The organism is Pseudomonas sp. Lb2C2 (genome assembly GCF_052112205.1).
Classification (GTDB): domain Bacteria; phylum Pseudomonadota; class Gammaproteobacteria; order Pseudomonadales; family Pseudomonadaceae; genus Aquipseudomonas; species Aquipseudomonas kilonensis.
On sequence record NZ_JAUTYW010000006.1, the window covers coordinates 289,227 to 315,382 of the forward strand.

The 26,156-nt window shown below is 61.9% G+C and carries 18 protein-coding genes; 2 read left to right on the forward strand and 16 right to left on the reverse strand.

Going from position 1 to position 26,156, the window contains the following annotated elements; translation table 11 throughout:
- Positions 1–5 precede the first annotated feature (5 nt).
- The 14 genes from Q7F16_RS19915 to Q7F16_RS19980 all read right to left on the reverse strand — a co-directional run bounded on the left by Q7F16_RS19915 (position 6) and on the right by Q7F16_RS19980 (position 18,778).
- The gene (locus Q7F16_RS19915; RefSeq protein ID WP_409556662.1) at positions 6–533 is read right to left on the reverse strand and encodes a type II secretion system protein N; all 528 of its coding nucleotides are present in this window, start codon (positions 531–533) and stop codon (positions 6–8) included.
- A complete protein-coding gene (locus Q7F16_RS19920) occupies positions 530–1,072 on the reverse strand; it encodes a cytochrome b (protein WP_046065116.1) in 543 nt (180 codons plus the stop codon). Before Q7F16_RS19920 ends, Q7F16_RS19915 begins: the two co-directional genes overlap by 4 nt.
- A 67-nt stretch (positions 1,073–1,139) precedes the next feature.
- The gene (gbpA, locus tag Q7F16_RS19925) at positions 1,140–2,606 is read right to left on the reverse strand and encodes an N-acetylglucosamine-binding protein GbpA (RefSeq protein WP_409556661.1); all 1,467 of its coding nucleotides are present in this window, start codon (positions 2,604–2,606) and stop codon (positions 1,140–1,142) included.
- A gap of 341 nt (positions 2,607–2,947) precedes the next feature.
- Positions 2,948–4,015, reverse strand: a complete 1,068-nt coding sequence (gene hemE / locus Q7F16_RS19930) for a uroporphyrinogen decarboxylase (RefSeq protein WP_014336172.1) — start codon at positions 4,013–4,015, stop codon at positions 2,948–2,950.
- Positions 4,016–4,282: 267 nt separating this feature from the next.
- Positions 4,283–5,701: an FAD-dependent oxidoreductase gene (locus tag Q7F16_RS19935; RefSeq protein ID WP_003196992.1), complete on the reverse strand. Its 1,419-nt coding sequence runs from the start codon at positions 5,699–5,701 to the stop codon at positions 4,283–4,285.
- 33 nt (positions 5,702–5,734) lie between these two features.
- Positions 5,735–10,183, reverse strand: coding sequence for a glutamate synthase large subunit (gltB, locus tag Q7F16_RS19940; RefSeq protein WP_014336171.1), 4,449 nt, complete (start codon positions 10,181–10,183; stop codon positions 5,735–5,737).
- Between the two features lie 350 nt (positions 10,184–10,533).
- A complete protein-coding gene (locus tag Q7F16_RS19945; protein ID WP_046065076.1) occupies positions 10,534–12,120 on the reverse strand; it encodes an AAA family ATPase in 1,587 nt (528 codons plus the stop codon).
- 10 nt (positions 12,121–12,130) lie between these two features.
- Positions 12,131–13,231 (reverse strand): 3-dehydroquinate synthase, encoded by a 1,101-nt coding sequence (gene aroB / locus Q7F16_RS19950; protein WP_409556660.1) that lies wholly within the window; start codon positions 13,229–13,231, stop codon positions 12,131–12,133.
- A gap of 148 nt (positions 13,232–13,379) precedes the next feature.
- Entirely contained in the window at positions 13,380–13,898 is a 519-nt protein-coding gene (gene aroK, locus Q7F16_RS19955; RefSeq protein WP_003196983.1) for a shikimate kinase AroK, read from the reverse strand.
- A 4-nt stretch (positions 13,899–13,902) separates the two neighbouring features.
- Positions 13,903–15,990: a type IV pilus secretin PilQ gene (gene pilQ / locus Q7F16_RS19960; protein ID WP_409556659.1), complete on the reverse strand. Its 2,088-nt coding sequence runs from the start codon at positions 15,988–15,990 to the stop codon at positions 13,903–13,905.
- Positions 15,991–16,003: 13 nt separating this feature from the next.
- Positions 16,004–16,531 (reverse strand): pilus assembly protein PilP, encoded by a 528-nt coding sequence (locus Q7F16_RS19965; protein ID WP_014336165.1) that lies wholly within the window; start codon positions 16,529–16,531, stop codon positions 16,004–16,006.
- Positions 16,528–17,151: a type 4a pilus biogenesis protein PilO gene (gene pilO / locus Q7F16_RS19970; protein ID WP_014336164.1), complete on the reverse strand. Its 624-nt coding sequence runs from the start codon at positions 17,149–17,151 to the stop codon at positions 16,528–16,530. The genes Q7F16_RS19965 and pilO overlap by 4 nt, the downstream gene beginning before the upstream one ends.
- Positions 17,148–17,714 (reverse strand): PilN domain-containing protein, encoded by a 567-nt coding sequence (locus Q7F16_RS19975; protein WP_046065071.1) that lies wholly within the window; start codon positions 17,712–17,714, stop codon positions 17,148–17,150. The genes pilO and Q7F16_RS19975 overlap by 4 nt, the downstream gene beginning before the upstream one ends.
- Complete coding sequence (locus tag Q7F16_RS19980; protein WP_014336162.1) at positions 17,714–18,778, reverse strand: pilus assembly protein PilM; 1,065 nt, start codon at positions 18,776–18,778, stop codon at positions 17,714–17,716. Before Q7F16_RS19980 ends, Q7F16_RS19975 begins: the two co-directional genes overlap by 1 nt.
- Before the next feature lie 208 nt (positions 18,779–18,986).
- Between Q7F16_RS19980 and Q7F16_RS19985 the strand changes: the two genes are divergently transcribed.
- A complete protein-coding gene (locus Q7F16_RS19985; RefSeq protein ID WP_373419637.1) occupies positions 18,987–21,431 on the forward strand; it encodes a penicillin-binding protein 1A in 2,445 nt (814 codons plus the stop codon).
- Positions 21,432–21,689: 258 nt separating this feature from the next.
- Here the strand turns inward: Q7F16_RS19985 and Q7F16_RS19990 are convergent, their stop codons facing one another.
- Positions 21,690–22,958: a malic enzyme-like NAD(P)-binding protein gene (locus Q7F16_RS19990; RefSeq protein WP_014336160.1), complete on the reverse strand. Its 1,269-nt coding sequence runs from the start codon at positions 22,956–22,958 to the stop codon at positions 21,690–21,692.
- Positions 22,959–23,280: 322 nt separating this feature from the next.
- Positions 23,281–23,505 carry a 50S ribosomal protein L31 gene (gene rpmE / locus Q7F16_RS19995; protein ID WP_014336159.1) on the reverse strand — a complete coding sequence of 75 codons (225 nt, stop codon included), beginning with the start codon at positions 23,503–23,505 and terminating at the stop codon, positions 23,281–23,283.
- A gap of 289 nt (positions 23,506–23,794) precedes the next feature.
- Between rpmE and Q7F16_RS20000 the strand changes: the two genes are divergently transcribed.
- Complete coding sequence (locus tag Q7F16_RS20000; protein WP_409556658.1) at positions 23,795–26,014, forward strand: primosomal protein N'; 2,220 nt, start codon at positions 23,795–23,797, stop codon at positions 26,012–26,014.
- Positions 26,015–26,156: the final 142 nt, after the last annotated feature.

Here is a 26,156-nt window from a genome sequence, read left to right on the forward strand (position 1 = left end):
TTCGATCACTCTGATTGCCCGGCCACCGGGCGTAGGTATTGCGAGGAATGCAGCGCGGCATGGCGCCCGTCTTCGAGCTCCAACCGGCGTAGCAAGGGCTTGACCGCGTGTCGCAGGGCCAACCGTTCTTCACGTCCGTTGCGCCACAACATCACATGGCTGGCCTCGACCCGGCGCAGCACGCTGCCACCAGGCAAGCGCTCGCCCACCTGGTAAATGCGCGGGCCGGCGGCGTCCGCCAGCAATGCCCGGGACAAGCCTTGGTCGGCGACAAAGCTGGCCTGCAACGTAATCGGTTCGGCGCTCGGTGCGTCGGCACCTTCAGGCGCCAGACCAAGCACCGTGGCCACGGCTTGGACGTTGGGCACGTCGCGAACAGGAGCCACCGGCGGGTTGCTCAGCACCGGCACATCACGGCCCAATGCCTGGCGAAAGCGCCACTCTTGCCCGGCCAGGAAGATCCCGTACAGCAGCGGCAGGAGCACCAGCAGCAGCTTCGGCAGACGGCTGCCGCCCCGAAAAGACAGGCTCACCGTTGTGCTCTCCGGATCGTGCCCGCAGGCTTGGCGAAGGACATCCGCCGCACCACCCTGCGTCCGGAAAACTCATGCCAGAGCACCGCGCACAGATGCAGCGCGACCAGCACCGAAAGCCCCGCACAAGACAGAGTATGGAGGGTGTGGGCCAGTTCGATCAGTGCCGGATCGCCCAGTGGCTGGGGGATGTGAACAAGGCCGAAGATACTGATGGCGCTTTTCATCATCAGCACACCGGTCACCAGCACGATGCCGATGATCAAGTAGATCAACGCGTGTACCGCCAGGGCCAGCCGCTGTGTAAATGAAGGCGCCGTTCCACGGGCTTCCAGCCCGCCGAAAAACAGGTAGGCCCGCCACACAAACAGCGGAATGAACAGCGTGGTCAGCGACACATTGAGTGAGCCGACCCACTGTTCGGTCGAAGCTGAAACCGGGTTGAACGCCACATAAAAACCGGACGCCAACGCCCATAAGATAATGGCCGCCGACACCCAGTGCAGCAGCACCCGTCGCCTGGAGTAATGGATTGGCATCATTGCGCCCTCGTCTGAAGGCTCCAGGCAACCCGTGCGGATCGCCTGGAGCCATGCCTGTCAGGACTTACAGCTTGTCCCAGGCGCTCTGCCAGGCAGCGCCGACACCCGGTTCGAAACCGTTCGCTGTCGGGCTGTACTGCTTGCAGAAGCCGGACTCTGCGCCCTGCTTGCATTCGAAGACTTCGTCAGTCTTGGGCTGCAGCACTTTCGTGCCGGCGGTGTAGTCCCTGAGGCCTTCAGGGAAGACGAAGTCGTACTCGATGTCTGCGCCTTCACCGGTCAGGGTGACGGTCTGGGTCTCCTGGCGCGTGGTGCGGCCGTCTTCGGTGGTGCCCACCAGCGTCAGGGTGTGCGCGCCAGGGGCGGCGCCACGCAGGTCCAGGCTCAGGCCAGTATTGCCTTCACCTACGGTCTGCACGATACCCACCTGCTTGTTCTTCTCATCGAACAACGTGGCTTCAAGGTTCATCCTGCGGTTCGTCTGCGCGGTGAAGGCCATGCTGACCCGACCTTTGTCGAGCACGTACTCTGGCTGCAGGGAAGAAATCGCCATGCTGGCGCCAGCGTCTTCCTTCATGTCCAGTTGCACTTCATAGCGCTTAACGCCGCTTTCGTCCTGGGCGTACAGGCTGTTGGCACCATTGACCGGTGTGATATTGCCTTCCGCGTCCCGAACACCTGCACGAATCAGGGTATGGGCGTTGTTGATGGCTTCGGCCAGTTTGAACGACCAGTTCTCAGGCTTGCCTTCCTCAGCGTTGTCGATGCTGATCTCTACGCTGTATTCGGCACTTTCACCGGTCGCGGAGAATGCCCGGGCCTTGACCTTGTCACCCACCAGCAATGGGGTCGATGGCGCAATGCTGCCCACCGGCTGCCAGCCGCCCGGCAATGCGGCTTCGGCGAGGATGTTCACATCCGCCGGGGCATAGAATGCGTTGGCGGTGTCGGCGACTGTCCAGACCGCCAGGATGACGTGATGTCCCGACTTGCTGTCGGGAATGACGCAGTTGTGCTTGGCACCCCCTATCGGGGGTTGATTACCGCCATCCACCGTACAGAACGGCGTGCTATCGAACGAGGCACGCTTGAGTACTTCGTTTGGATTCCAACCGTCGCGGGTAATGAAGTATTCGTGTTTGGTCGCCGGGTGTGCCGCGGTGTATTGCCATTGAAAGGCAAAGTTGCGGTCCCTGATTTCAGTCAGGTGCCAGCGCGTGGCCGACTGCGCATCAAGGGCAGAAAACCGGGCGATGCCGCCGCTGGCGATTTTGCCGTCGATAGGACCTTGCATCGGCGCACCGCCTACGCCATTAGGAAACCCCTTGAAGGTTTCACCAGTACTCTGTGGCTCGCTTTGCGCGCCGCCGCAGTGTTGGTTGACACCTTGCTGGCACAACAGCGCACGGGAAGGCGGCACTTCGACATAACCATGAGCCATCGCGCCCTGGGACGCCGCCATGGCCGATAACAGAACTAATGACGATGCACACCCTGTTAACACACTGCTCTTGTTGAAGTTATTCTTCATATAAGTTCCAGACTAGTCATCAAAATTGAAAGACGAATCACCGTCCTCTTGAAAGGTGCGCCAGACCGCTCAGCGCCTGACCTTGCAAGTGCCCGGAACCTTATAGAAAGTTTAACTTTCACTATGTAGGACAAATCTCTCAAGACAGAAGGAATGATCTCTGTTTCCATTTCTCTTACATAACTAGAGAAAACTCTTACAAATAGAAATAGCTATCAAACACAAACAAACAGAAACACCAGACAAAACAACTGACTAGTTTCACTCAGGACCGATCAAAAACCGGACATTAAAAAGCCTGTCCGGCACGGGTCCGGACAGGCTGGGTGACAGGGTTGCAATCAGACGTGATATTGCGCCGACAACTCATGCACCGCCCGCAGGAAGGCACCGGCGTGTTCGGGGTCGACTTCCGGGGTGATGCCATGGCCGAGGTTGAACACATGGCCGCTACCACTGCCGTAGCTGGCCAGGATGCGCCCGACTTCAGCACGAATGGCTTCAGGCTTGGCGTAGAGCACGGTCGGGTCCATGTTGCCTTGCAGGGCGACCTTGTGACCGACGCGCTCACGAGCGTTGCCAATGTCGCAGGTCCAATCCAGGCCCAGGGCGTCGGCGCCGGCATCGGCGATGCTTTCCAGCCACAGGCCGCCGTTCTTGGTGAACAGGATCACCGGGACTTTGCGACCCTCGTGCTCGCGGATCAGGCCGCTGACGATCTTGCGCATGTAGGCCAGGGAGAACTCCTGGTACGCCGCCGCCGACAGGTTGCCGCCCCAGGTATCGAAGATCTGTACCGCTTGCGCACCGGCCAGGATCTGGCCGTTGAGGTAGGACGTGACCGACTGGGCCAGCTTGTCCAGCAACAGGTGCATGGCTTGCGGGTTGTCGTAGAGCATTGCCTTGGTCTTGCGGAAGTCCTTCGACGAACCGCCTTCGACCATATAGGTGGCCAGGGTCCATGGGCTGCCGGAGAAACCGATCAGCGGCACACGACCGTTGAGTTCACGGCGAATGGTGCTGACCGCGTCCATGACGTAGCCCAGGTCTTTCTGCGGATCAGGAATCGGCAGGGCCTCGATGTCGGCCAGGGTGCTGATGACTTTCTTGAAGCGCGGGCCTTCGCCGGTCTCGAAGTACAGGCCTTGGCCCATGGCATCGGGAATGGTCAGGATGTCGGAGAACAGGATGGCCGCGTCCAGCTGCGGATACCGATCCAGCGGCTGCATCGTCACTTCGCAGGCGAACTGGGGGTTCATGCACAGGCTCATGAAGTCACCGGCCTTGGCTCGGCTGGCGCGGTATTCCGGCAGGTAGCGACCGGCCTGGCGCATCATCCACACCGGGGTGACGTCTACGGGTTGCTTGAGCAGGGCGCGAAGGAAACGGTCGTTCTTCAGGGCAGTCATGTCGGCATCCGGAAAAAAAGTGCGGGCATTTTCTCAGAGCGCGACGCAAAAGGCACGGCAAGAGCCGTGCCTTTTATCTATCGGGGCAATTTGTCGCGGTGCAACACAACTTTCGCAACACCACAAAACACCTGTGGGGACAGTTTTGTTGTGGGAGCAAGGCTTGCCCGCGATGAAAACACCGCGGTCTCTTGAGTACCAAGGCGTCTGGATCGCGAGCAAGCTTTGCTCCCACAAAGCTCGCCCACAGGGGTTTGTGTCGTTTGATCAGACTTGCAGGTAATCCAGGATCCCTTCCGCCGCATTGCGGCCTTCGAAGATCGCCGTCACCACCAGGTCGGAACCGCGGACCATGTCGCCACCGGCGAAGATCTTCGGGTTGCTGGTCTGGTGCTTGTACTGGCCCTGTTCCGGTGCCACGACGCGGCCCTGGCTGTCGGTCTGGATGCTGAACTGCTCGAACCACGGCGCCGGGCTTGGGCGGAAGCCGAAGGCGATGACCACGGCGTCGGCCGGGATGATCTCTTCGGAACCGGGAATCGGCTCGGGGCTGCGGCGGCCACGGGCGTCCGGTTCGCCGAGACGGGTCTCGACCACCTTCACGCCTTCGACCTTGTCCTCACCGACAATGGCGATCGGTTGGCGGTTGTAGAGGAACTTCACGCCTTCTTCCTTGGCGTTCTTTACCTCTTTGCGCGAGCCGGGCATGTTGGCTTCGTCACGACGGTAGGCACAGGTCACCGACTTGGCGCCCTGGCGAATCGACGTACGGTTGCAGTCCATCGCCGTGTCGCCACCGCCGAGCACCACGACCTTCTTGCCTTTCATGTCGACGAAATCTTCCGGCGACTTTTCAAAGCCCAGGTTGCGGTTGACGTTGGCGATCAGGAAGTCGAGTGCGTCGTAGACGCCCGGCAGGTCCTCACCGGCAAAGCCGCCCTTCATGTAGGTGTAGGTGCCCATGCCCATGAATACCGCATCGTATTCTTCGAGCAGTTGCTCCATGGTCACGTCCTTGCCCACCTCGGTGTTCAGGCGGAACTCGATGCCCATGCCGGTGAAGACTTCGCGACGATTGCTCAGCACGGTCTTTTCCAGCTTGAACTCGGGGATGCCAAAGGTCAGCAGACCGCCGATTTCCGGGTTCTTGTCGAACACCACCGGGGTCACGCCACCACGCACCAGCACATCGGCACAGCCCAGGCCCGCCGGGCCGGCACCAATGATCGCCACGCGCTTGCCGGTCGGCTTGACCTTGGACATGTCCGGACGCCAGCCCATGGCGAACGCGGTGTCGGTGATGTACTTCTCCACCGAACCGATGGTCACCGCGCCAAAACCGTCGTTGAGGGTGCACGCACCTTCGCACAGGCGATCCTGCGGGCACACCCGGCCGCAGACTTCCGGCAGGGTGTTGGTCTGGTGGGACAGCTCGGCGGCCTGGAGGATGTTGCCCTCGGCCACCAGTTTCAGCCAGTTGGGAATGAAGTTGTGCACAGGGCACTTCCATTCGCAATACGGGTTACCGCAGCCCAGGCAACGGTGGGCCTGGTCGGCCGACTGCTGGGGTTTGAAAGGTTCGTAGATTTCCACGAACTCTTTCTTGCGTTGACGCAACAGTTTCTTCTTCGGATCCTTGCGCCCGACATCGATGAACTGGAAGTCGTTATTCAGACGTTCAGCCATTGTTAAAACCTCATCAAACTCTTCAGGCGCATATCACTGCGGGTTGGCACGAGTGCTGGAAAGCAACGACTTCAGGTTGGCAGCCTTGGGCTTGACCAGCCAGAAACGGCGCAAGTAGTCATCGAGGTTCTCGGCGAGTTCACGACCCCACTCGCTGTCGGTTTCCGCGACGTACTCGTTCAGCACGTTTTGCAGGTGGCTGCGATAGGCTTCCATCGCCTCGCCGCTGATCCGCTGGATTTCCACCAGTTCGTGGTTGACCCGGTCAACGAAGGTGTTGTCCTGGTCGAGCACGTAGGCGAAACCGCCGGTCATGCCAGAGCCGAAGTTATAACCGGTCTTGCCCAGCACGCAGACAAAACCACCGGTCATGTACTCGCAGCAGTGATCGCCGGTGCCTTCCACCACAGTGTGGGCCCCGGAGTTACGCACGGCAAAACGCTCGCCCGCGGTGCCGGCGGCGAACAGCTTGCCGCCTGTGGCGCCGTAGAGGCAGGTGTTGCCGATGATGGCACTGTCCTGAGTCTTGTAGACGCTGCCCTTGGGCGGAACGATGACCAGCTTGCCACCGGTCATGCCCTTGCCCACGTAGTCGTTGGCATCGCCTTCCAGGTACATGTTCAGGCCGCCGGCGTTCCAGACGCCGAAGCTCTGGCCTGCGGTGCCCTTGAAGCGGAAGGTCACCGGCGCCTTGGCCATGCCCTGGTTGCCGTGCTTGCGCGCGATTTCGCCGGAGATCCGTGCGCCGATGGAACGGTCGCAGTTGCAGATATCCAGGTCGAACTCGGCACCGCTCAGGTCGTTGATCGCCGCAGCGGCCATGTCGACCATCTTCTCGGCCAGCTCACCCTTGTCGAATGGCGGGTTGCGATCAACCTGGCAGAACTGTGGCTTGTCTGCCGGAATGTAATCGCTGCCCAGCAATGGGGTCAGGTCCAGGTGATGCTGCTTGGCGGTCTGGCCTTCGATCACTTCCAGCAGATCGGTACGGCCGATCAGCTCTTCAAGCGAGCGCACGCCCAGCTTCGCCAGCCACTCACGGGTCTCTTCGGCCACGTAGGTGAAGAAATTCACCACCATGTCGACGGTGCCGATGTAGTGGTCCTTGCGCAGCTTGTCGTTCTGGGTCGCCACGCCGGTGGCGCAGTTGTTCAGGTGGCAGATGCGCAGGTATTTGCAGCCCAGGGCGATCATCGGCGCGGTGCCGAAGCCGAAGCTCTCGGCGCCGAGGATGGCGGCCTTGATCACGTCCAGGCCGGTTTTCAGGCCACCATCGGTCTGCACCCGGACCTTGCCGCGCAAATCATTGCCGCGCAGGGTCTGGTGGGTTTCAGCCAGGCCCAGTTCCCACGGCGCACCCGCGTACTTGATCGACGTCAGCGGCGATGCGCCGGTGCCGCCGTCGTAGCCGGAGATGGTAATCAGGTCGGCATAGGCCTTGGCTACGCCGGCCGCGATGGTGCCAACGCCGGCTTCCGCCACCAGTTTCACCGAGACCAGCGCCTTGGGGTTCACCTGCTTGAGGTCGAAGATCAGTTGCGACAAGTCTTCGATCGAGTAGATGTCGTGGTGCGGCGGCGGCGAGATCAGGGTCACGCCGGGTACCGCGTAGCGCAGCTTGGCGATCAGGCCGTTGACCTTGCCGCCGGGCAGCTGGCCGCCTTCGCCGGGCTTGGCGCCCTGGGCAACCTTGATCTGCAGCACTTCAGCGTTGACCAGGTATTCCGGCGTCACACCGAAGCGGCCGGTCGCCACCTGCTTGATTTTCGAACTCTTGATGGTGCCGTAGCGCGCCGGGTCTTCGCCGCCTTCACCGGAGTTGGAACGCGCACCGAGGCGGTTCATGGCTTCGGCCAGGGCTTCGTGGGCTTCAGGGGACAAGGCGCCCAGGGAAATACCGGCCGAATCGAAGCGCTTGAGCACCGATTCCAGCGGCTCTATTTCACTGATGTCCAGCGGCGTGTCGAGGGTCTTGACCTTGAGCAGGTCGCGGATCATCGACACCGGACGGTTGTCCACCAACGAGGTGTATTCCTTGAACTTGCTGTAGTCGCCCTGCTGCACGGCGGCTTGCAAGGTGCTGACCACGTCCGGGTTGTAGGCGTGGTATTCGCCACCATGGACGAACTTCAGCAAACCGCCCTGCTGGATCGGCTTGCGCGGGCTCCAGGCTTCGGCCGCCAGGGCTTTCTGTTCGGCTTCGATGTCGACGAAACGCGCACCTTTGATGCGGCTCGGCACACCACGGAAGCTCAGCTCGCAGACTTCTTCGGACAGGCCGATGGCCTCGAACAGTTGCGCGCCACGGTACGAGGCGATGGTCGAGATACCCATCTTCGACAGGATCTTGAGCAAGCCCTTGGTGATGCCCTTGCGGTAGTTCTTGAACACCTCATAGAGGTCGCCCAGCACTTCACCGGTACGGATCAGGTCGCCCAGCACTTCATAGGCCAGGAACGGATACACCGCCGAGGCACCGAAACCGATCAGCACCGCGAAGTGATGCGGATCGCGGGCGGTGGCGGTCTCTACCAGGATGTTGGAGTCGCAGCGCAGGCCTTTTTCGGTCAGGCGATGGTGCACCGCGCCGGTGGCCAGCGAGGCGTGGATCGGCAGCTTGCCCGGGGCGATGTGACGGTCGCTGAGCACGATCTGGGTACGACCGGCGCGCGCGGCTTCTTCAGCCTGATCGGCAACGTTGCGGATCGCCGCTTCCAGGCCGACACTTTCGTCGTAGTTCAGGTCGATGACCTGGCGCGCAAAGCCCGGGCGGTCGAGGTTGGTCAACGAGCGCCACTTGGCCGGGGAAATGACCGGCGAGCTGAGGATCACCCGCGAGGCGTGTTCCGGCGACTCCTGGAAAATGTTGCGCTCGGCACCGAGGCAGATTTCCAGGGACATCACGATCGCTTCGCGCAGCGGGTCGATCGGTGGGTTGGTCACCTGGGCGAACTGCTGGCGGAAATAGTCGTACGGCGTACGCACGCGCTGCGACAGCACGGCCATCGGCGTGTCGTCACCCATGGAGCCGACCGCTTCGTAGCCCTGCTCGCCCAGCGGACGCAGCACCTGGTCACGCTCTTCGAACGTCACCTGGTACATCTTCATGTACTGCTTGAGCTGGTCGACGTCGTAGAACGCCGAGCCGTGGTCGTTGTCTTCCATGGTCGCCTGGATGCGCAGGGCATTCTTGCGCAGCCATTGCTTGTATGGATGACGGGACTTGAGGCGGTTGTCGATGGCGTCGGTGTCGAGGATCTGGCCGGTCTCGGTGTCCACGGCAAAGATCTGGCCCGGGCCCACGCGCCCCTTGGCGATGACGTCCTCAGGCTGGTAGTTCCAGACACCGATTTCCGAAGCCAGGGTGATGAACCCGTTGGTGGTGGTAACCCAACGCGCCGGACGCAGGCCGTTACGGTCCAGCAGGCATACGGCGTAGCGACCGTCGGTCATGACGATACCGGCCGGGCCATCCCACGGCTCCATGTGCATGGAGTTGTATTCGTAGAAGGCGCGCAGGTCCGGGTCCATGGTCTCGACGTTCTGCCAAGCCGGCGGCACCAGCATGCGCACGCCGCGGAACAGGTCGATACCACCGGTCACCATCAGTTCCAGCATGTTGTCCATGCTCGAGGAGTCCGAGCCCACGCGGTTGACCAGCGGGCCGAGCTCTTCGAGGTCCGGCATCAGGTCGTTGGCGAACTTGGTGCGACGGGCCACGGCCCAGTTGCGGTTGCCGGTGATGGTGTTGATCTCGCCGTTGTGGGCGAGGAAGCGGAATGGCTGGGCCAGCGGCCATTTCGGCAGGGTGTTGGTGGAGAAGCGCTGGTGGAACACGCAGATCGCGGTTTTCAGGCGCTCATCACTCAGGTCCGGATAGAAGGCGGTAAGGTCCGCCGGCATCATCAGGCCTTTGTAGATAATGGTCTTGTGGGAAAAGCTGCAGATGTAGTGATCGGTGTCGGCGGCATTGGCCACGGACGAACGGCGACGGGAGCTGAACAGCTTGATCGACATGTCCTGGTCGCTCAGGCCTTCACCGGCGATGAACACCTGTTCGATCTGCGGCAGGCGCTCAAGCGCCAGGCGGCCGAGGACGCTGGTGTCGATCGGCACTTTGCGCCAGCCGACCAGTTGCAGGCCGGCGGCCAGGATCTCGCGATTCATGTTTTCGCGAGCCGCTTGGGCCTTCACCGGGTCCTGATTGAAGAACACCATGCCCACGGCGTACTGCTTGGGCAGGGTCACGCCAAACGTTTCCTGGGCTACGGCACGCAGGAACTCGTCGGGTTTTTGAATCAGCAAGCCACAACCGTCGCCGGTCTTGCCGTCGGCGTTGATCCCACCGCGGTGGGTCATGCAGGTCAGGGCCTCAATGGCCGTTTGCAAAAGGGTATGGCTGGGCTCGCCCTGCATATGGGCTATCAGGCCGAAACCGCAGTTATCCTTGAATTCATCTGGTTGGTACAGACCTGCTTTCATAGACACTTTCTCACCAGGCTGCCTCTAATCGAGGCAAATTTCTTTTCAATTCAACCATTTGCATGCCGCGCCGAACGTACGCCAGCTTTGCGGGGGCAAAAGGGAGGTCATTGTACACACCGACACAGAGGCTCACAAATTTGACGACGAACTGTCGCAAATCCATGTCGCATTTGTGAAAGGTTTAAAGCTATATGCTGTGCTAGTCAAAACTTTTTTGGGTTCGACCGCTACGACTCAAACACTACTGTGACGCAGACACCACAAGGCGCGCGGCCTGAAAGGTCGCCCGCCCCTGCGGAAATTTTGAGGTTGCCGGGAGAGGCGGCCTGGGTAAGGCCGCCGAATCTTCAGCGAGTTGCTGCCAGTTCCTGTTGGACGCTGGCGACAGTGCGAGGCCAAGGTTTACCAGCCTGAACCTTCGCTGGCAAGGCCTTGATGGCGGAAACGGCTGCATCACGGTTGGCAAAGCTGCCGTAGGTGATGACATACAGCGGCTTGCCATTGAGCACTTTCTTGAAATAGCGGTACTCGCCGCCCTGCTCCTTGACGAAGTTCTGTGCCGTGGCTTCGGAGCTGGTGCCGAGGATCTGCACCACGTAGTTACCCGGTGCCTGGCCGGCGTACCAGCTGCCGCCTGCGGCCTTGGCCGGGGCAGCAGCAGGCTTGGCGGCAGGTGCTGGCGCCGCGGGCTTGGCAGCGGGCGCTGGAACCGGGGCTGGCTTGGCGGTGGCCACCTGGGTGGGCGCTGGGGTCGGCTTGGCGGCCGGGGCAGGCGTTGGCGTCGGTGCGGGACCAGCCGGCACGCCCACAGGCGGTGCGGTGGTGGTCACGGTTGGCGGCACGTCGCTGCTGTCGTCGATCGGTGGCGCTGCACCGTCGTCGCCTTCGGTGATGCCACCGGCCGCTTCGGCCAGCGGGCCGCGCATCACTGGCTGCGACTGGCCGACCAGCGGCAACGGCATCGGCTGGGTGTTGCCGGCGAATTCCACGGCCGGCGCACCACCGTTGGGTTGCGGCGTCCCTTGGCCGAGGGGCAGTTGCGCCTGTTCGTTGGCAGGGGCACCCGTGGTGGGTGCCTTGGTGCGACCCGGCATCAGCCAGGCGGCGGCAACCGCGACCACGACGACGGCGGAAATTGCCAATACGTGTTTCTTCGGCATGTTGAACCCCATACTTGGACGCTTCACCGCTGAGCGGCTGGCAATCATGACTTCGATCAGAGCATCGCGGGCGACCTGGTTGATGTTGCCAGGCCAACCGTCGGAGCTTTCGTGAATCTCAGAGATCTGATCGGCGGTAAAAAGTTCGATACCCCGGCCCGCACCCTCAAGACGCTGGGCCAGGTATTCACGCGTTTCTTCCTCGGTGTAGGGCGCCAGCTCGATGACGTGGAAGCGCTCTTCCTCAAGGCTCAATTGGTCCAGGTCGGCGATCAGCGACGACTCACCGAACAGGAACACATGAGGACGACCCTCCGGCGCACCGGCTGCCAGGGCCAGCAGGGCCTCAAGAGCCGACTCGTCGAGTTGCTCGGCATCGTCCACCAGCAGATAGACTTCCTGCCCGGTCAGCGCCAGTTGCACGATCTGATCGAGAACTGCACCGACTTCGGCCTGCGCGACGTTCAGCGCCTGGGCCACCTGACGCAATACACCGGCGGCATCGCCAGCGCCACGGGCCGACACCACCACGCTTTGCACGGACTGCTTGTTGGTGCTGGCCACCAGGGCCTGGCGCAGCAAGGTCTTGCCACTGCCCTGAGGACCAGTGACCACCAGTAGCAACTGGCTGTAGCGCGCCAGGTGATGCAACTGGCCCAGCACCGGCTTGCGTTGGGCAGGGAAGAACTTGAAGCCCGGGACCCGCGGCGCAAAAGGGTCATGACTCAATTGGAAATGGCCGAGGAAAGCCTCGTCGGCATGCAAACTAGTCATCGGAATCTTATTAACCTTTAAGCTGAGCCAGGGCGCGGTAGTCCGCTCCCAGCGTGGCCTGTAGAACTTCTTTCGGATAATCGTCGGTCACCACCGCTTCGCCCATGTGGCGCAGCAGCACCAGGCGCAGACGACCGTCGATCACTTTTTTGTCGATTGCCATGTGTTCAAGAAAATCCGCCTCGCTCATTTCCTCGGGCGGAACCACCGGCAGCCCGGCGCGCTGGAACAGACGAATACCGCGATCACGCTCCTGTTCGCTGATCCAGCCCAGGCGCGCAGACATCTCCAGGGCCATGACCGTACCGGCCGCAACCGCTTCACCGTGCAGCCAGACACCATAGCCCATGTGGGTTTCGATGGCATGGCCAAAGGTGTGACCCAGGTTGAGGGTGGCACGCACCCCTGACTCACGCTCATCGGCACCGACCACGGCAGCCTTGGCGGCGCAGGAGCGCTCGATGGCGTAGGTCAGGGCCGCTTGATCCAGCGCACGCAGGCGGTCGACGTTCTCCTCGAGCCAGCCCAGGAATGGCTCGTCGCAGATCAGCCCGTACTTGATGACTTCCGCCAGCCCCGCAGACAGTTCGCGGGCCGGCAAGGTATTGAGGGTCGCGGTGTCGATCAGCACCACATTGGGCTGATAGAAAGCACCTACCATGTTCTTGCCCAGCGGATGGTTGATCCCGGTCTTGCCGCCCACCGACGAGTCGACCTGCGACAGCAGCGTGGTGGGGATCTGGATGAAATCGACGCCGCGCTGATAGCAAGCGGCTGCAAAACCGGCCATGTCGCCGATCACGCCGCCACCCAGGGCAACCACCGTGGTGCGGCGATCGTGGCGCGCGGTCAGCAGGCCGTCGAAAATAAGTTGCAGGGTTTCCCAGTTCTTGAAGGCTTCGCCGTCGGGCAATACCACGGAAGTGACCGAGAAGGCCGACAGGCTGCGGGTCAGACGTTCCAGATACAGGGGGGCGACGGTTTCATTGGAAATGATCGCCACTTGCCGCCCGGCGATATGCGGTGCCAGCAGTTCGGGCTGGTCCAGCAAGCCTTCGCCAATATGAATCGGGTAGCTGCGCTCGCCCAGGTCGACCTTAAGTGTCTGCATGTGTCCCCACAGTGAAGATGGAATCAGGCGTCCTGCCTGCAATTAACGAAAGTCCACGGTGCTTGTTTTGATACCAGTTAATGGCCATCCGCCACGCCCCAGGCGGGCCATGACGGGACGTCGAGGATAGCGCATTTCGCCAAGCGCATTAACGGGGAGGCAGTTGCTGAAGGCGATCGAGAATATCCAGCACCACCATCCGCGGCGGCCGCTCGTCGGTTTCCACCACCAGGTCGGCGATCTCCCGATACAGCGGGTCACGCAGCTCCAGCAGATCCCGAAGGGTCTTGGCCGGGTCGGCGGTGCGCAACAGCGGGCGGTTGCGATCCCGGGCGGTGCGACCGACCTGCTGCTCGACAGAAGCATGCAGATAGACCACCCGTCCGCCGGCATGCAGCGCCCGACGATTGGCTTCGCGCATCACCGCGCCGCCACCGGTGGCAAGCACCACGCCATCGAACGCGCACAGCTCGGCGATCATCGCCTGCTCACGGTCACGAAAGCCCGGTTCGCCTTCCTTGTCGAAAATCCATGGGATATTGGCGCCCGTGCGCAATTCAATTTCCTTGTCGGAATCTTTGAACGGCAGGCGCAGCTCTTTGGCCAGCAAACGGCCGATGGTGCTTTTTCCAGCGCCCATCGGCCCAACAAGAATCAAATTTCGCACAGAATCAACGACTCACAGCAATCGCCTGGTTATTCATGATACGCGGAGTGAGGAACACCAGCAGCTCGGATTTGCTATCCGAAACCACATCACGCCGGAAAAGGCGGCCAAGATACGGCACATCGCCAAGAAATGGCACCTTATCTACAACCTTGCTCTGAGTATTTGAGAAAACCCCACCAATCACAATGGTCTCGCCATCATTGACCAGGACCTTGGCATTGACCTCGTTTTTCTTGATCGGCGGTACATCATTCACCTTGTTCAGGTAGTCCGGCTCATCCTTGGTGACCTTGACCTCCATGATGATCCGGTTGTCCGGGGTGATCTGCGGAGTCACCTCCAGCGACAGCGAAGCCTCCTTGAACGACACTGACGTAGCACCGCTGGAACTGGCTTCCTGATAAGGAATTTCCGTGCCCTTGAGGATCTTTGCCGTCTCCTTGTCGGACGTCACTACCTTGGGCTGGGAGACGATTTCCCCGTTGCCGGTTTTCTCCATGGCCGTCAGCTCAAGGTCCAGCAATACGTTGTCGGTAATGAAGGCAATGCCGATGCCCGAGGTATTGCCCGAGGCGCCCAGGTCGACGAACGGCTGGTTGGTACTGGTGCTGCCCGGCGTGCCGATGGTGGTGGAGTCGCCCGTGGTGACCCCCGAGGAACTCCAGTTGCCTTTGTTTTGAATCGAACCGCCCCAGCGCACGCCCAGGCTTTTGTCGTAGTCGACGTTAGCCTCGACAATCCGCGCCTCGATCATCACCTGGCGCACCGGAATATCCAGCTGCGCCACGATCCGGCGTAGCTCATCGAGACGGTCCTGGGTCTGGTAGGCAATGATGTTGTTGGTTCGCTCATCGACCGTGATCGTGCCGCGCTCATCGGCTTTTGCCTCGGCACTGGTCACCGACTGGAACAGCTTGGCGATGTCCGCCGCCTTCGCATAATTGACCTGCAACAGCTCACGCCGCAGCGGCGCCAGGTCGGCAATCTGTTTCTGCGACTCCAGTTCCTGGCGCTCACGGGCGGCAATTTCATCGGCCGGAGCCACCAACAGCACGTTGCCAACCTTGCGCTTGTCCAACCCCTTGGTCTTGAGCACCAGGTCGAGCGCCTGGTCCCAAGGCACATTCTGCAACCGCAGGGTAATGCCACCCTGCACCGTGTCGCTGGCCACGAGGTTCAGGTTGGTAAAATCGGCAATCAGTTGCAGGACCGAACGCACCTCGATGTCCTGGAAGTTGAGTGAGAGCTTCTCGCCACTGTAGGCCGCGCGATCGGCGTTGCGTTTCTGCAGGTCGTCGACGGTCATGGGCCGGACGCTGACAGTGAGCTTGTTGTCGGTCTGGTAGGTCGAGTAGTCGAAGGTGCCACTGGGTTCGATACTGATGGTCGCCCGGTCGCTGCCGGCGCTGGCATTGACGAATTGCACCGGGGTGGCGAAGTCCTTGACGTCCAGGCGCACCCGCAGCGGCTCTGGCAACTGGGTCCTGGCAAAATTTAGGATGATCTTGCCTTCGCGCTCCTGGATATCCGGGGCGATGGACGGATCAGACAGATCGATCACCACGTTGCCTTCGCCCTGGGTCCCGCGCTGGAAGTCCACCCCACGGATCGCCTTGCCCACCGGCGCACTGGCCCTCGCCGGCGCAGCGCTGGCAACCGCCGGGCGCTGGGCCTGGGCGGAGTTCTTCGGGGCAGCGCTCTTTGGGGCGGAGCCCTTGCCAACCACCACGAACAGGTTATTCCCTTCGACCCGGGTGTCATACGGCGCCAGTTGGGTAAGGCCGATGATCAACCGGGTGCGATCCCCAGCCTCGACCACGGTGGCGCTGCGTGCATTACCCCCGCCCAGGTCGCGGCGCTTGCTGGAAAGTTGATTGGTCACGCCCGGCAGGTCCAGTGCAATCCGCGCCGGCTGTTCGGTGGTGTAGCCCCGGGGTGTCGGCGGCGGCCCGTCGAAGGTGAGCTTCAACTCGACACGGTCCCCCGGCAACGCCGCCACATCCAGCGTCTTCAGACTGGCCCCATGAACCATCGGCGACAACAGCGCTATCCATAGCGAAATACCGAGGGCTGAAAAAAACCTGTTCATTGTTCGAGTTCCACTATGAATGCTCTTTCAAAGGAATGGTCCGTGGTCGCTCCAGCCAGGCACCCTCGCCATCGGGAACGATTTCGACCACATCGACCTGGGTGGCACTGATGTTGACGATCCGCCCGTCGTTGCGCCCCAGATAGTCACCGACCTTGAGCCGATGCACCCCGCCCGCGCCCCGCAGGAGCGCGAAGGAGCCACTGACGTTGGAGATCGTACCGACCATTTCAAACTGCTCGATGTTGAAGCCTTCCAGGTACTGCTTGACTCGGCTGGGGTCGGGCCGGACGTTGCGTGAGCCCCGCTGCCGGTCGGCCTGGTCCACGCGGACCTGCCGGGAAAACGGGCTGCGCAGGTTGGCGGCACTGTAGGTAAAGGTCTCGTGGGGCCTGAACGTCGGCGTCGGCTCGATCTTGCCGGGCGGCCGCAGGCGCATTTCGTTCATGTAGGCGTCCAGGTCGCTGAAACCCTCATCGTTGTTGCACCCCGCCAGCGCAACCAGGCCTGCCAGCAGGCAGATGCGACACACCGGCCTCATGGTTGCGCCTCCTGCTCGTTGTATCGGTAGGTCTTGGCCTGGATGCTCATGCGCAGCTTCGCGCCTGCCTCGGGCTCCATCGGGGCGATCTCGAAATCGTGCAGCGTGACAATCCGGGGCAGCCCCGCCACCCCACTGACGAACGTCGCCAGGTCGTGATAGCCGCCGGTGACGGTGATCTGGATTGGCAACTCGATGTAGAACGGCTGGGTGACCTCCGGCAGCAGCTTGATTTCCTCGAACTCCAGGCCGCTGCCCAGGCCGGTGCGCGTAATGTCCTCCAGCAGGCCCGGCACTTCGGTATCGCTGGGCAATTGCCGCAACAGCACACCAAAAGACGTTTCCATCTGCTTCATCTGCTCGGTGTAGCGTTCCAGGTTCGCGGCCATGTGGGCCTTGCCCGCGAATTGCGCCTTGAGGGTGTTTTCTTCCTCGCGCACCTGCTGCAACTGATTCTCCAGGTCACTCAAGGCAAAGTTATAGCCCAGCCCCAGCACCAGGACCACCAGCAGGACACCCGCCAGCCACTTGACGGGCACCGGCCAGGAACCGATGTTGTTGGTGTCCAGGTCACTGAGGTCGATCTTGCGCAGCGCGTCGAACCACTCCCCCGGTTTCATTGGGCGTCCTCCGCATCGGCCGGGCGGGTCTGGCGAACCGTCAGCTGGAAAACGTTGGCCTGGTCGAGCTGCCCAGCGGTGGTGGCCTTGACCTCCGTCAGGCTGGGCGTGTCGAACAAGTCCGACGAGTCCAGGTTGCGCATCAGATCCGAGACCCGGTTGTTCGACTCCGCGGCCCCCTTGATCGAGAGCGTCCGCTCTTCCATCCTCACTTCGGTGAAATACACCCCGTCCGGCAAGGTCCGCACCAACTGGTCGAAGATGCGCCCACTGACCGGCCGGTTACCTTGCAAGTCCTGGATGATGCGCATGCGCTCCAGCAATTGCTGGCGCCGGGCTTTCAATTCGCTGATCTGCTTGATGCGCTCGTCCAGCACGGCGATCTGCCCTGAGAGATGGCTATTGCGAGCAACCTGTTGGTCGATGGCGCTGTCGATGTAACGGACCGCGACCAGGACCACGCCGACCGCGCCGACCAGTGCCCCCACCAAGGCCAGCAAAAAGCGCTTGCGCCGTTCTTCACGCAGCTCTTCGCGCCAGGGGAGCAGGTTGATCCGCGCCATCAGTCGAAACTCCTGAGGGCCAGCCCACAGGCAATCATCAGTGCTGGCGCATCACTGGCCAGGGCGCCGGCGTTGACCTTGCTGCTCAGGGCCATGTTGGTAAACGGGTTGGCCACCTGGGTCGGCGTGCCCAGGCGCTGCTCGATCAACCGATCCAGACCGGCGACCGAAGCAGTACCCCCGGCCAGCAGAATGTGGTCCACCGCACTGTACTGGCCTGAGGCGAAGAAAAATTGCAGGGACCGCGACACCTGCTGTACCAGGGCCTCGCGAAAAGGTTGCAGTACCTCGCTGAGATAATCGTCGGGCAGGCCACCCTGCTTCTTTGCAAGGCCCGCCTGCTCGGGTGTCAGGCCATAGCGGCGCTGAATTTCCTCGGTCAGCTGGCGGCCGCCGAACAACTGTTCGCGGGTATAGATGATGCGCCCGTTATGCAGCACGCTGAGGGTGGTCATGGTGGCACCGATGTCGACAACTGCCACGGTCAGCCGTTCCTGGGAGGCAGCCAGTTGCGTGGCGAGCAGGCCGAACGCGCGCTCCAGCGCATAAGCCTCCACATCGACCACCCGGGCCGTCAGCCCGGCGAGCGCCAACGCGGCCTCGCGGACCTCGACGTTTTCCTTGCGGCACGCCGCCAGCAGCACTTCGACGCGCTCGGTACTGCGTGGCGAAACACCCACCACTTCGAAATCAATGGCCACCTCATCCAGGGGATAGGGAATGTATTGATCGGCCTCGATCTTGAGCTGGTTTTCCATGTCATCGTCGGACAGGCCGGCGTCCATCTCGATGGTCTTGGTGATCACCGCCGAACCCGCCACGGCCACCGCCACGCTACGCAGGGGCGTCCTGGCCTTGGCCAACAGCCGCGACAACGCCTGCCCCACCCCTTCGAGTTCAGCGATGTTCTTCTCGACCACGGCGTTGGCTGGTAACGGTTCGACCGCGTAGGACTCGACGCGATAGCGTTCACCCTGGCGGCTCAACTCGAGCAGCTTCACCGACGTCGAACTGATGTCGATTCCCAGAAGCGCATGGGCTTTTTTATTGAAGAGTCGTAGCACTACCAATTCCCTATGACTATCCGTGAGTTACGGACTCTCTAATACGCATTGCGTTCAATCACTCCGGTCCGACGGACGTCCGGATGGCATTCCCGACGAAAAAAAATGCTTATAATGCCCAGCGTTTTTTTTCGCTTTGTTGCAAGCACGGGTCCATCCCTGCACCTGGCGCCTTTTTCATTCTTTGCCTGGATATCCAAAAGCCTTGATTCGTCTGCTGAAATTTTTCGGATGGTCCATCGTCGCCGTTTTCTGCGGACTGCTCTTGGGCCTGAGCGGTGCCTTTCTTTACCTTAGTCCGGGATTGCCGTCCGTGGAGGCGCTGAGAAGTATTCAGTTGCAGATTCCCCTACGGGTGTACAGCAGCGACAACAAGTTGATTGCCGAATTTGGCGAAATGCGCCGCACACCCATCCGTTTCGCCGACATTCCCCCTAATTTCATCAATGCGTTACTAAGTGCTGAAGACGATAACTTCGCCAATCACTATGGCGTCGATCCAGGCAGCCTGATGCGTGCCGCCAGCCAGTTGGTCAAGAGCGGGCACATCCAGTCCGGCGGCAGCACCATCACCATGCAGGTGGCCAAGAACTTCTTCCTGTCCAGCGAGCGCAGCTTCTCGCGCAAGACCACCGAGATCCTCCTGGCCCTGCAGATCGAGCGGCAGTTGACCAAGGATGAAATCCTAGAGCTGTACGTGAACAAGATTTACCTGGGCAACCGCGCCTACGGCATCGAGGCGGCGGCGCAGGTGTATTACGGCAAGTCGATCCGCGATGTGAGCCTGGCGCAGATGGCGATGATCGCCGGCCTGCCCAAGGCACCGTCGCGCTTCAACCCGCTGGCCAACCCGGCGCGCAGCAAGGAGCGTCGCGACTGGATCCTGGGGCGCATGTACAAGCTCGGCAAGATCAGCGAGGCCGACTACACCACCGCGATCAATGAACCGCTGAACGCCAGCTATCACGTACCGACCCCGGAAGTGAACGCCCCGTACATCGCCGAGATGGCCCGTGCCGAGATGGTCGGGCGCTATGGCAGCGATGCTTATACTGAAGGTTTCCGCGTGACCACCACGGTGCCGAGCAACTTGCAGGAAATGGCCAACACCGCCCTGCACGAAGGCCTGATGACCTACGACCAGCGCCACGGCTACCGCGGCCCTGAATCGCGCCTGCCGGGCAAGACCAAGGAAGCCTGGGCACTGGAGCTGACCAAGCAGCGCACCATCAGCAGCCTGGAGCCGGCGATCGTCACGTCGGTGGACAAGGACGGCATCAAGGTGCTGACCCGCAGCGGCGAACAGGAAGAGCACGTGGCCTGGGACACCATGAAATGGGCCCGTCCGTTCCTCAATACCAACAGCATGGGCGCCACCCCACGGCAGCCGTCGGATGTCGCCCAGGTCGGCGACCTGATCCGCGTCCAGCGCCAGGCGGACAACACCCTGAAGTTCAGCCAGATCCCGGCCGCCCAAGGTGCACTGGTGTCCCTCGACCCGCAGGACGGTGCCATCCGCTCCCTGGTGGGCGGCTTCGCCTTCGAGCAAAGCAACTACAACCGGGCGCTGCAGGCCAAGCGCCAACCGGGCTCGAGCTTCAAGCCGTTCGTCTACAGCGCCGCCCTGGATAACGGCTACACCGCCGCCAGCCTGGTCAACGATGCGCCAATCGTGTTCGTCGATGAGTACCTGGACAAGGTCTGGCGACCGAAGAACGACACCAATACGTTCCTCGGCCCGATTCGCCTGCGCGAGGCACTGTACAAATCCCGCAACCTGGTCTCGATCCGCCTGCTGCAGGCATTGGGCGTGGATCGCACCATCGACTACATCAGCAAGTTCGGCTTCAACAAGCAGGACCTGCCGCGCAACCTGTCCCTGGCCCTGGGCACCGCGACCTTGACGCCGATGGAGATCGCCACAGGCTGGAGCGCGTTCGCCAACGGCGGGTACAAGATCACCCCGTACATCATCGACAAGATTGAAAGCCGCAACGGCGAAACACTGTTCGTCGCCAATCCACCACGCGTTCCCACGGGTGAGCAGGCCAGCGATGGCGTCGCCGCACCGTCCACCGAGACGTTCACGGTCAATGCGACACCAGGTGAAGCCACCACGCCCCCTGGCCTGCCCCAAGCGCCTGCCATCGCGGAACGCATTGTCGATGGCCGTACCACCTACATTCTCAACAGCATGCTGCAGGACGTGATCAAGCTCGGCACTGGCCGCCGCGCCCTGGCCCTGGGCCGCACCGACCTGGCGGGCAAGACCGGTACCACCAACGAATCCAAGGACGCCTGGTTCTCCGGCTACAACGCCGATTACATAACCACCGTCTGGACCGGTTTCGACCAGCCCGAAAGCCTGGGTCGCCGCGAGTTCGGCGGCACCGTGGCGCTGCCGATCTGGATGAGCTACATGGGCGCCGCCCTCAAGGACAAGCCGCCGCACACCCAGCCGGAACCGGAAGGCATCCTCAGCCTGCGGGTCGACCCGGTCAGTGGCCGCGCCGCCACGCCAGGCACCCCGGGTGCGTACTTCGAGCTGTTCAAGAGCGAAGACACGCCACCGTCGGTCAACGAGCTGGGCAACGGCGTGGCACCGGGCAGCCCGCTGCCGGCGGATGAAGCGGCGCCGATCGATCTGTTCTGACCGCCCCCCCAAAAAAAGCCCCGCCTTCGGAAGAAGTGCGGGGCTTTTTCAATCGGACATTGTGTAGATAACCCGTGGCGAGGGAGCTTGCTCCCGCTCGGTTGCGCAGCGACCGCCTCTTTTGGGGCTGCTGCGCAGCCCAGCGGGAGCAAGCTCCCTCGCCACGGGCTCTGTGGTTTTCTTGAAGGGTTGTTCCTATCGAAATAAAAAGCCCCGACTCACAGGAGCCGGGGCTTTTCGTTGAAGCGCTACAACGGCTTAGCCGTTGAACACGTCATCCACGCTCTTGAGCGGGTAGTTCTTCGGATACGGCAGGGTGGCCACACCAGTCTCGATGGCGGCCTTGGCGACGGCATCGGAGATCAAGGTGATCAGGCGGGCGTCCATTGGTTTCGGAATGATGTACTCACGACCGAATTCCAGCTTGATGCCGCCGTAGGCGTCGCACACTTCCTGAGGCACCGGCAGCTTGGCCAGTTCGCGCAGGGCGTTGGCGGCCGCGACTTTCATTTCTTCGTTGATGCGCTTGGCGCGAACGTCCAGGGCACCACGGAAGATGAACGGGAAGCCCAGTACGTTGTTGACCTGGTTCGGGTAGTCCGAACGGCCGGTGGCCATGATCACGTCGTTACGGGTCGCGTGCGCCAGTTCCGGGGCGATTTCCGGATCCGGGTTCGAGCACGCGAACACGATTGGGTTAGGCGCCATGCGCAGCAGGTTTTCCGCGCTCAGCAGGTTCGGGCCCGACAGGCCGACGAACACGTCGGCACCGTCCAGCGCGTCCGCCAGGGAGCGCTTCTCGGTCGCGTGGGCGAACACGGCCTTGTACTGGTTCAGGTCGTCACGGCCGGAGTGGATCACACCGGTACGGTCGACCATGAAGATGTTTTCGATATTGGCGCCCATGCTCACCAGCAACTTCATGCAGGAGATGGCCGCAGCGCCAGCGCCGAGGCAGACGATCTTGGCTTCCGGCAGGGTCTTGCCGGCGATTTCCAGGGCGTTGATCATGCCGGCCGCGGTAACGATGGCGGTGCCGTGCTGGTCATCGTGGAATACCGGAATGTCGCACTGTTCGATCAGGGCGCGCTCGATCTCGAAGCACTCAGGTGCCTTGATGTCTTCCAGGTTGATGCCACCGAAGGTGATGGAGATGCGCTTGACGGTGTCGATGAAGGCTTGCGGGCTCTCGGAATCGACTTCGATGTCGAATACGTCGATGCCGGCGAAGCGCTTGAACAGCACGCCCTTGCCTTCCATGACCGGCTTGGAAGCCAATGGGCCGAGGTTACCCAGGCCGAGAATCGCGGTGCCATCGGAAATGACTGCAACCAGGTTGCCTTTACCGGTGTATCTGTAGGCCAGTTCAGGGTCGCGAGCGATTTCGCGGACTGGTTCGGCTACGCCGGGGCTGTAGGCCAGCGACAAGTCGCGAGCAGTAGCGGTGGCCTTGGTGAGCTCGACACTCAGCTTTCCTGGACGAGGATGAGCGTGATATTCGAGAGCGGCAGTTTTCAGATCAGACATGTGGGCATTCCGCTTTTTACTGTGTTGGACAGACGGACCGCCGAGGATACGCGCCTCGTAAAGTCCCCACAAGACTGACCAGTCACTACTGTCAAGCGCCCAGCCCTACGACTTTGGGCCAAGGGCCGCGAAACACAAGGCCTACATGCATACAATCAGAGAGAAAAATGTCTACAATTTTTCGCCGAGACATCCCACGCCGCCCATTGAACGCGACGAAACCCGACACCTCGATTTATCGCAGACACAAAAAAGGCGTCCACAAGGGACGCCTTCTTTATCAATCTGGAGTGGTCGAGACGATCCTCCAGAATGATCAGCCTCAGGCTTTTGGAGTAACCTTGCCGAAAGCACCGAAACGATCGGCGAACTTCTGAACACGGCCGCCGGTATCCAGAGTCTTTTGCTTACCGGTGTAGAACGGGTGGCATTCGTTGCAAACGTCGATCGCCAGGGCTTTGCCGTAGGTCGAACGCGTTTCGAACTTGTTGCCGCAGCTGCAGGTTACGGCAATTGCTGGGTATTCCGGATGGATATCGGTTTTCATGCTGTTTTCCTCAGGCTAGCGTGCCGCCATCCAACACTATTGTTGAATACCGCACGTAATTAGGCCGCGGATTCTACCAGACAACATCAATCACGCAAGCTATGACTTGTACCAACCGTCTGCTAGGCTCCCGGCCTCAAGCACAATCCCTGTGGGAGCGAGCTTGCTCGCGATAGCGGTGGGTCAGTTGCAGTGATACTGGCTGTGCCGCAGCCATCGCGAGCAAGCTCGCTCCCACATTGAATCGTGCTCAGCCTTGCGAACTTGTCCGCCTATCGAGATCCCCCGCGTGCCCGACGCCATCCTGCGCCTCGCCCTGCCTTCGCCCCTGCGCCGCCTGTTCGACTACCGCGCCCCGGCCGGGGTCCTGCGCGCCCAGTTGCAGCCGGGCATGCGCCTGCGGGTGCCGTTCGGCCGGCGGGAAATGATCGGTATCCTGGTGGAGGTCACCGACCACAGCGCGGTTCCGGTCGACAAGCTCAAACCAGCCCTGGCCCTGCTCGATGCCACGCCACCGCTGCCCGCCGCGCTGTTCAAGTTGTGCCTGTGGACCTCCCAGTATTACCAGCACAGCCTCGGCGACACCCTGAGTTGGGCGCTGCCGGTGCTGCTGCGCCAGGGCGAACCGGCCGAGGCGCGCCAGGAGCGTTTCTGGTCGGTGGCCCCCGGCGCCTCGCTGGACGACCCGCGCATCGCCCGTGCCCCGCGCCAGCGTGAGGCCTTGACGACCCTGGCCCAGCATCCCCACGGCGTGGCGCATCAATTGCTGAGCAAACTGATGCTCAGCAAGGACAGTCTCGATCTGCTGCTGGCCAAGGACCTGGTGCAGGTGGAAGTGCGCAGGCACGCCCCCGGTGTCCGCCATGAACATTGGCTGGCCCAGCCGGAACTGCCGCTCAACGCCGAACAGCGGGCTGCTTGCGAAGCGATTCGCGCAGGTCTCGACAGCTATCACGCCTTTCTGCTGGCCGGTGTCACTGGCAGCGGCAAGACCGAGGTCTACCTGCAACTGATCCGCCAGACCCTGGAGGCCGGCAAGCAGGCCCTGGTGCTGATTCCGGAAATCAACCTCGGCCCGCAAACCCTGGCGCGCTTCGAACAGCGCTTCAACGCCCGGATCGCCCTGGTGCATTCGGCGGTCAACGACCGCGAACGCCTGGAGGCCTGGCTCGCCGCCCGTGACGGCGAGGCCGATATCATCATCGGCACCCGTTCGGCCCTGTTCACACCGATGAAGAACCCTGGCCTGATCATCATCGACGAAGAACACGACGGCTCTTATAAACAGCAGGAAGGCCTGCGCTACCACGCCCGCGACCTGGCGCTGGTGCGCGCCCGCCAGGAAAACATTCCGATCGTCCTCGGCTCGGCCACGCCATCGCTGGAAAGCCTGCACAACGCCTACACTGGCCGCTACAGCCTGCTGCGCCTCAATGAGCGGGCCGGCGGCGCCAAGCAACCGCGCTTCCTGCGCCTGGACGTGAAAAGTCGCCCGCTGGACAGCGGCATTTCCGGGCCAATGCAGCAAGCCATCGGCCAGACCCTGGCCGCCGGGCAACAGGTCCTGGTGTTCCTCAATCGCCGCGGTTTTGCCCCGACCCTGTTGTGCCACGACTGCGGCTGGATGTCGGGCTGCGAACGTTGCGACGCACGGATGACCGTGCACCAACGCCATGGCGAGCTGCGTTGCCACCATTGCGGCCACGTCGAGCGCGTGCCAAGGCATTGCCCGCAGTGCGGCAAAGTGGACTTGCGCCCGGTCGGTGCCGGCACCGAGCGTGCCGAAGAACGGCTGGGCATCCTGTTCCCCGATTACCCGGTACTGCGGGTGGATCGCGACAGCACCTCGCGCAAGGACGCGATGAACCAGTTGTTCGCCACGATCCAGAAGGGCCAGCCGTGCATCCTGGTGGGCACGCAGATGCTCGCCAAGGGGCACCACTTCCCACGGGTCACGCTGGTGTCGATCCTCGACGCCGACGGCGGACTGTTTTCCGGTGACTTCCGCGCCAGCGAGCGCATGGCGCAGTTGATCGTCCAGGTCGCAGGCCGGGCCGGGCGGGCCGAGGAGCCGGGCAAGGTGATCATCCAGACCCACCTGGCCGATCATCCGCTGTTGATCCAACTGACCGAACAAGGTTATTTCGCCTTCGCCGAACAGGCCTTGAGCGAACGCCGCAGCGCCGGCCTGCCGCCTTTTGCCCACCTGGCGCTGTTGCGGGCCGAAGCCCACAAGCCGGGGCAGGCCGAAGGTTTTCTCGATGAGGCCTGCAGCGAGGCAGAACGCTTGCTGGCGGAGCAGAATCTCACCGGCATCGAACTCCTGGGCCCGGTACCGGCACCGATGGAACGGCGGGCCGGGCGCTATCGCGCGCAGCTTTTATTACAGGCCAATGCCCGGGCACCGCTGCATCGACTGCTGAGCGCCTGGCTGCTGGTGCTGGAACAGATGCCCAGCGGGCGGGCGGTGCGCTGGTCGCTGGATGTGGATCCGGTGGATTTGTATTAGCAACCCCTTGTGGGAGCGAGCTTGCTCGCGATAGCGGTCTGGCATTCAACATCAATGCAAGCTGACCCGCCGCCATCGCGAGCAAGCTCGCTCCCACAGGGGATTGTGTACATCCAGGTCACCAAGAATAGTCACCACACAT

What these genes read in the sequence shown, in the direction of transcription:
- Q7F16_RS19945 (WP_046065076.1), bottom strand. Translation starts at nt 12,120, where the DNA reads ATGACTAGTTTGCATGCCGACGAGGCTTTCCTCGGCCATTTCCAATTG.
- pilO (WP_014336164.1), bottom strand. Translation starts at nt 17,151, where the DNA reads ATGAAACCGGGGGAGTGGTTCGACGCGCTGCGCAAGATCGACCTCAGT.
- gltB (WP_014336171.1), bottom strand. Translation starts at nt 10,183, where the DNA reads ATGAAAGCAGGTCTGTACCAACCAGATGAATTCAAGGATAACTGCGGT.
- Q7F16_RS19965 (WP_014336165.1), bottom strand. Translation starts at nt 16,531, where the DNA reads ATGAGGCCGGTGTGTCGCATCTGCCTGCTGGCAGGCCTGGTTGCGCTG.
- pilQ (WP_409556659.1), bottom strand. Translation starts at nt 15,990, where the DNA reads ATGAACAGGTTTTTTTCAGCCCTCGGTATTTCGCTATGGATAGCGCTG.
- rpmE (WP_014336159.1), bottom strand. Translation starts at nt 23,505, where the DNA reads ATGAAAACCGATATCCATCCGGAATACCCAGCAATTGCCGTAACCTGC.
- Q7F16_RS19920 (WP_046065116.1), bottom strand. Translation starts at nt 1,072, where the DNA reads ATGCCAATCCATTACTCCAGGCGACGGGTGCTGCTGCACTGGGTGTCG.
- aroB (WP_409556660.1), bottom strand. Translation starts at nt 13,231, where the DNA reads ATGCAGACACTTAAGGTCGACCTGGGCGAGCGCAGCTACCCGATTCAT.
- gbpA (WP_409556661.1), bottom strand. Translation starts at nt 2,606, where the DNA reads ATGAAGAATAACTTCAACAAGAGCAGTGTGTTAACAGGGTGTGCATCG.
- Q7F16_RS19975 (WP_046065071.1), bottom strand. Translation starts at nt 17,714, where the DNA reads ATGGCGCGGATCAACCTGCTCCCCTGGCGCGAAGAGCTGCGTGAAGAA.
- Q7F16_RS19990 (WP_014336160.1), bottom strand. Translation starts at nt 22,958, where the DNA reads ATGTCTGATCTGAAAACTGCCGCTCTCGAATATCACGCTCATCCTCGT.
- hemE (WP_014336172.1), bottom strand. Translation starts at nt 4,015, where the DNA reads ATGACTGCCCTGAAGAACGACCGTTTCCTTCGCGCCCTGCTCAAGCAA.
- Q7F16_RS19935 (WP_003196992.1), bottom strand. Translation starts at nt 5,701, where the DNA reads ATGGCTGAACGTCTGAATAACGACTTCCAGTTCATCGATGTCGGGCGC.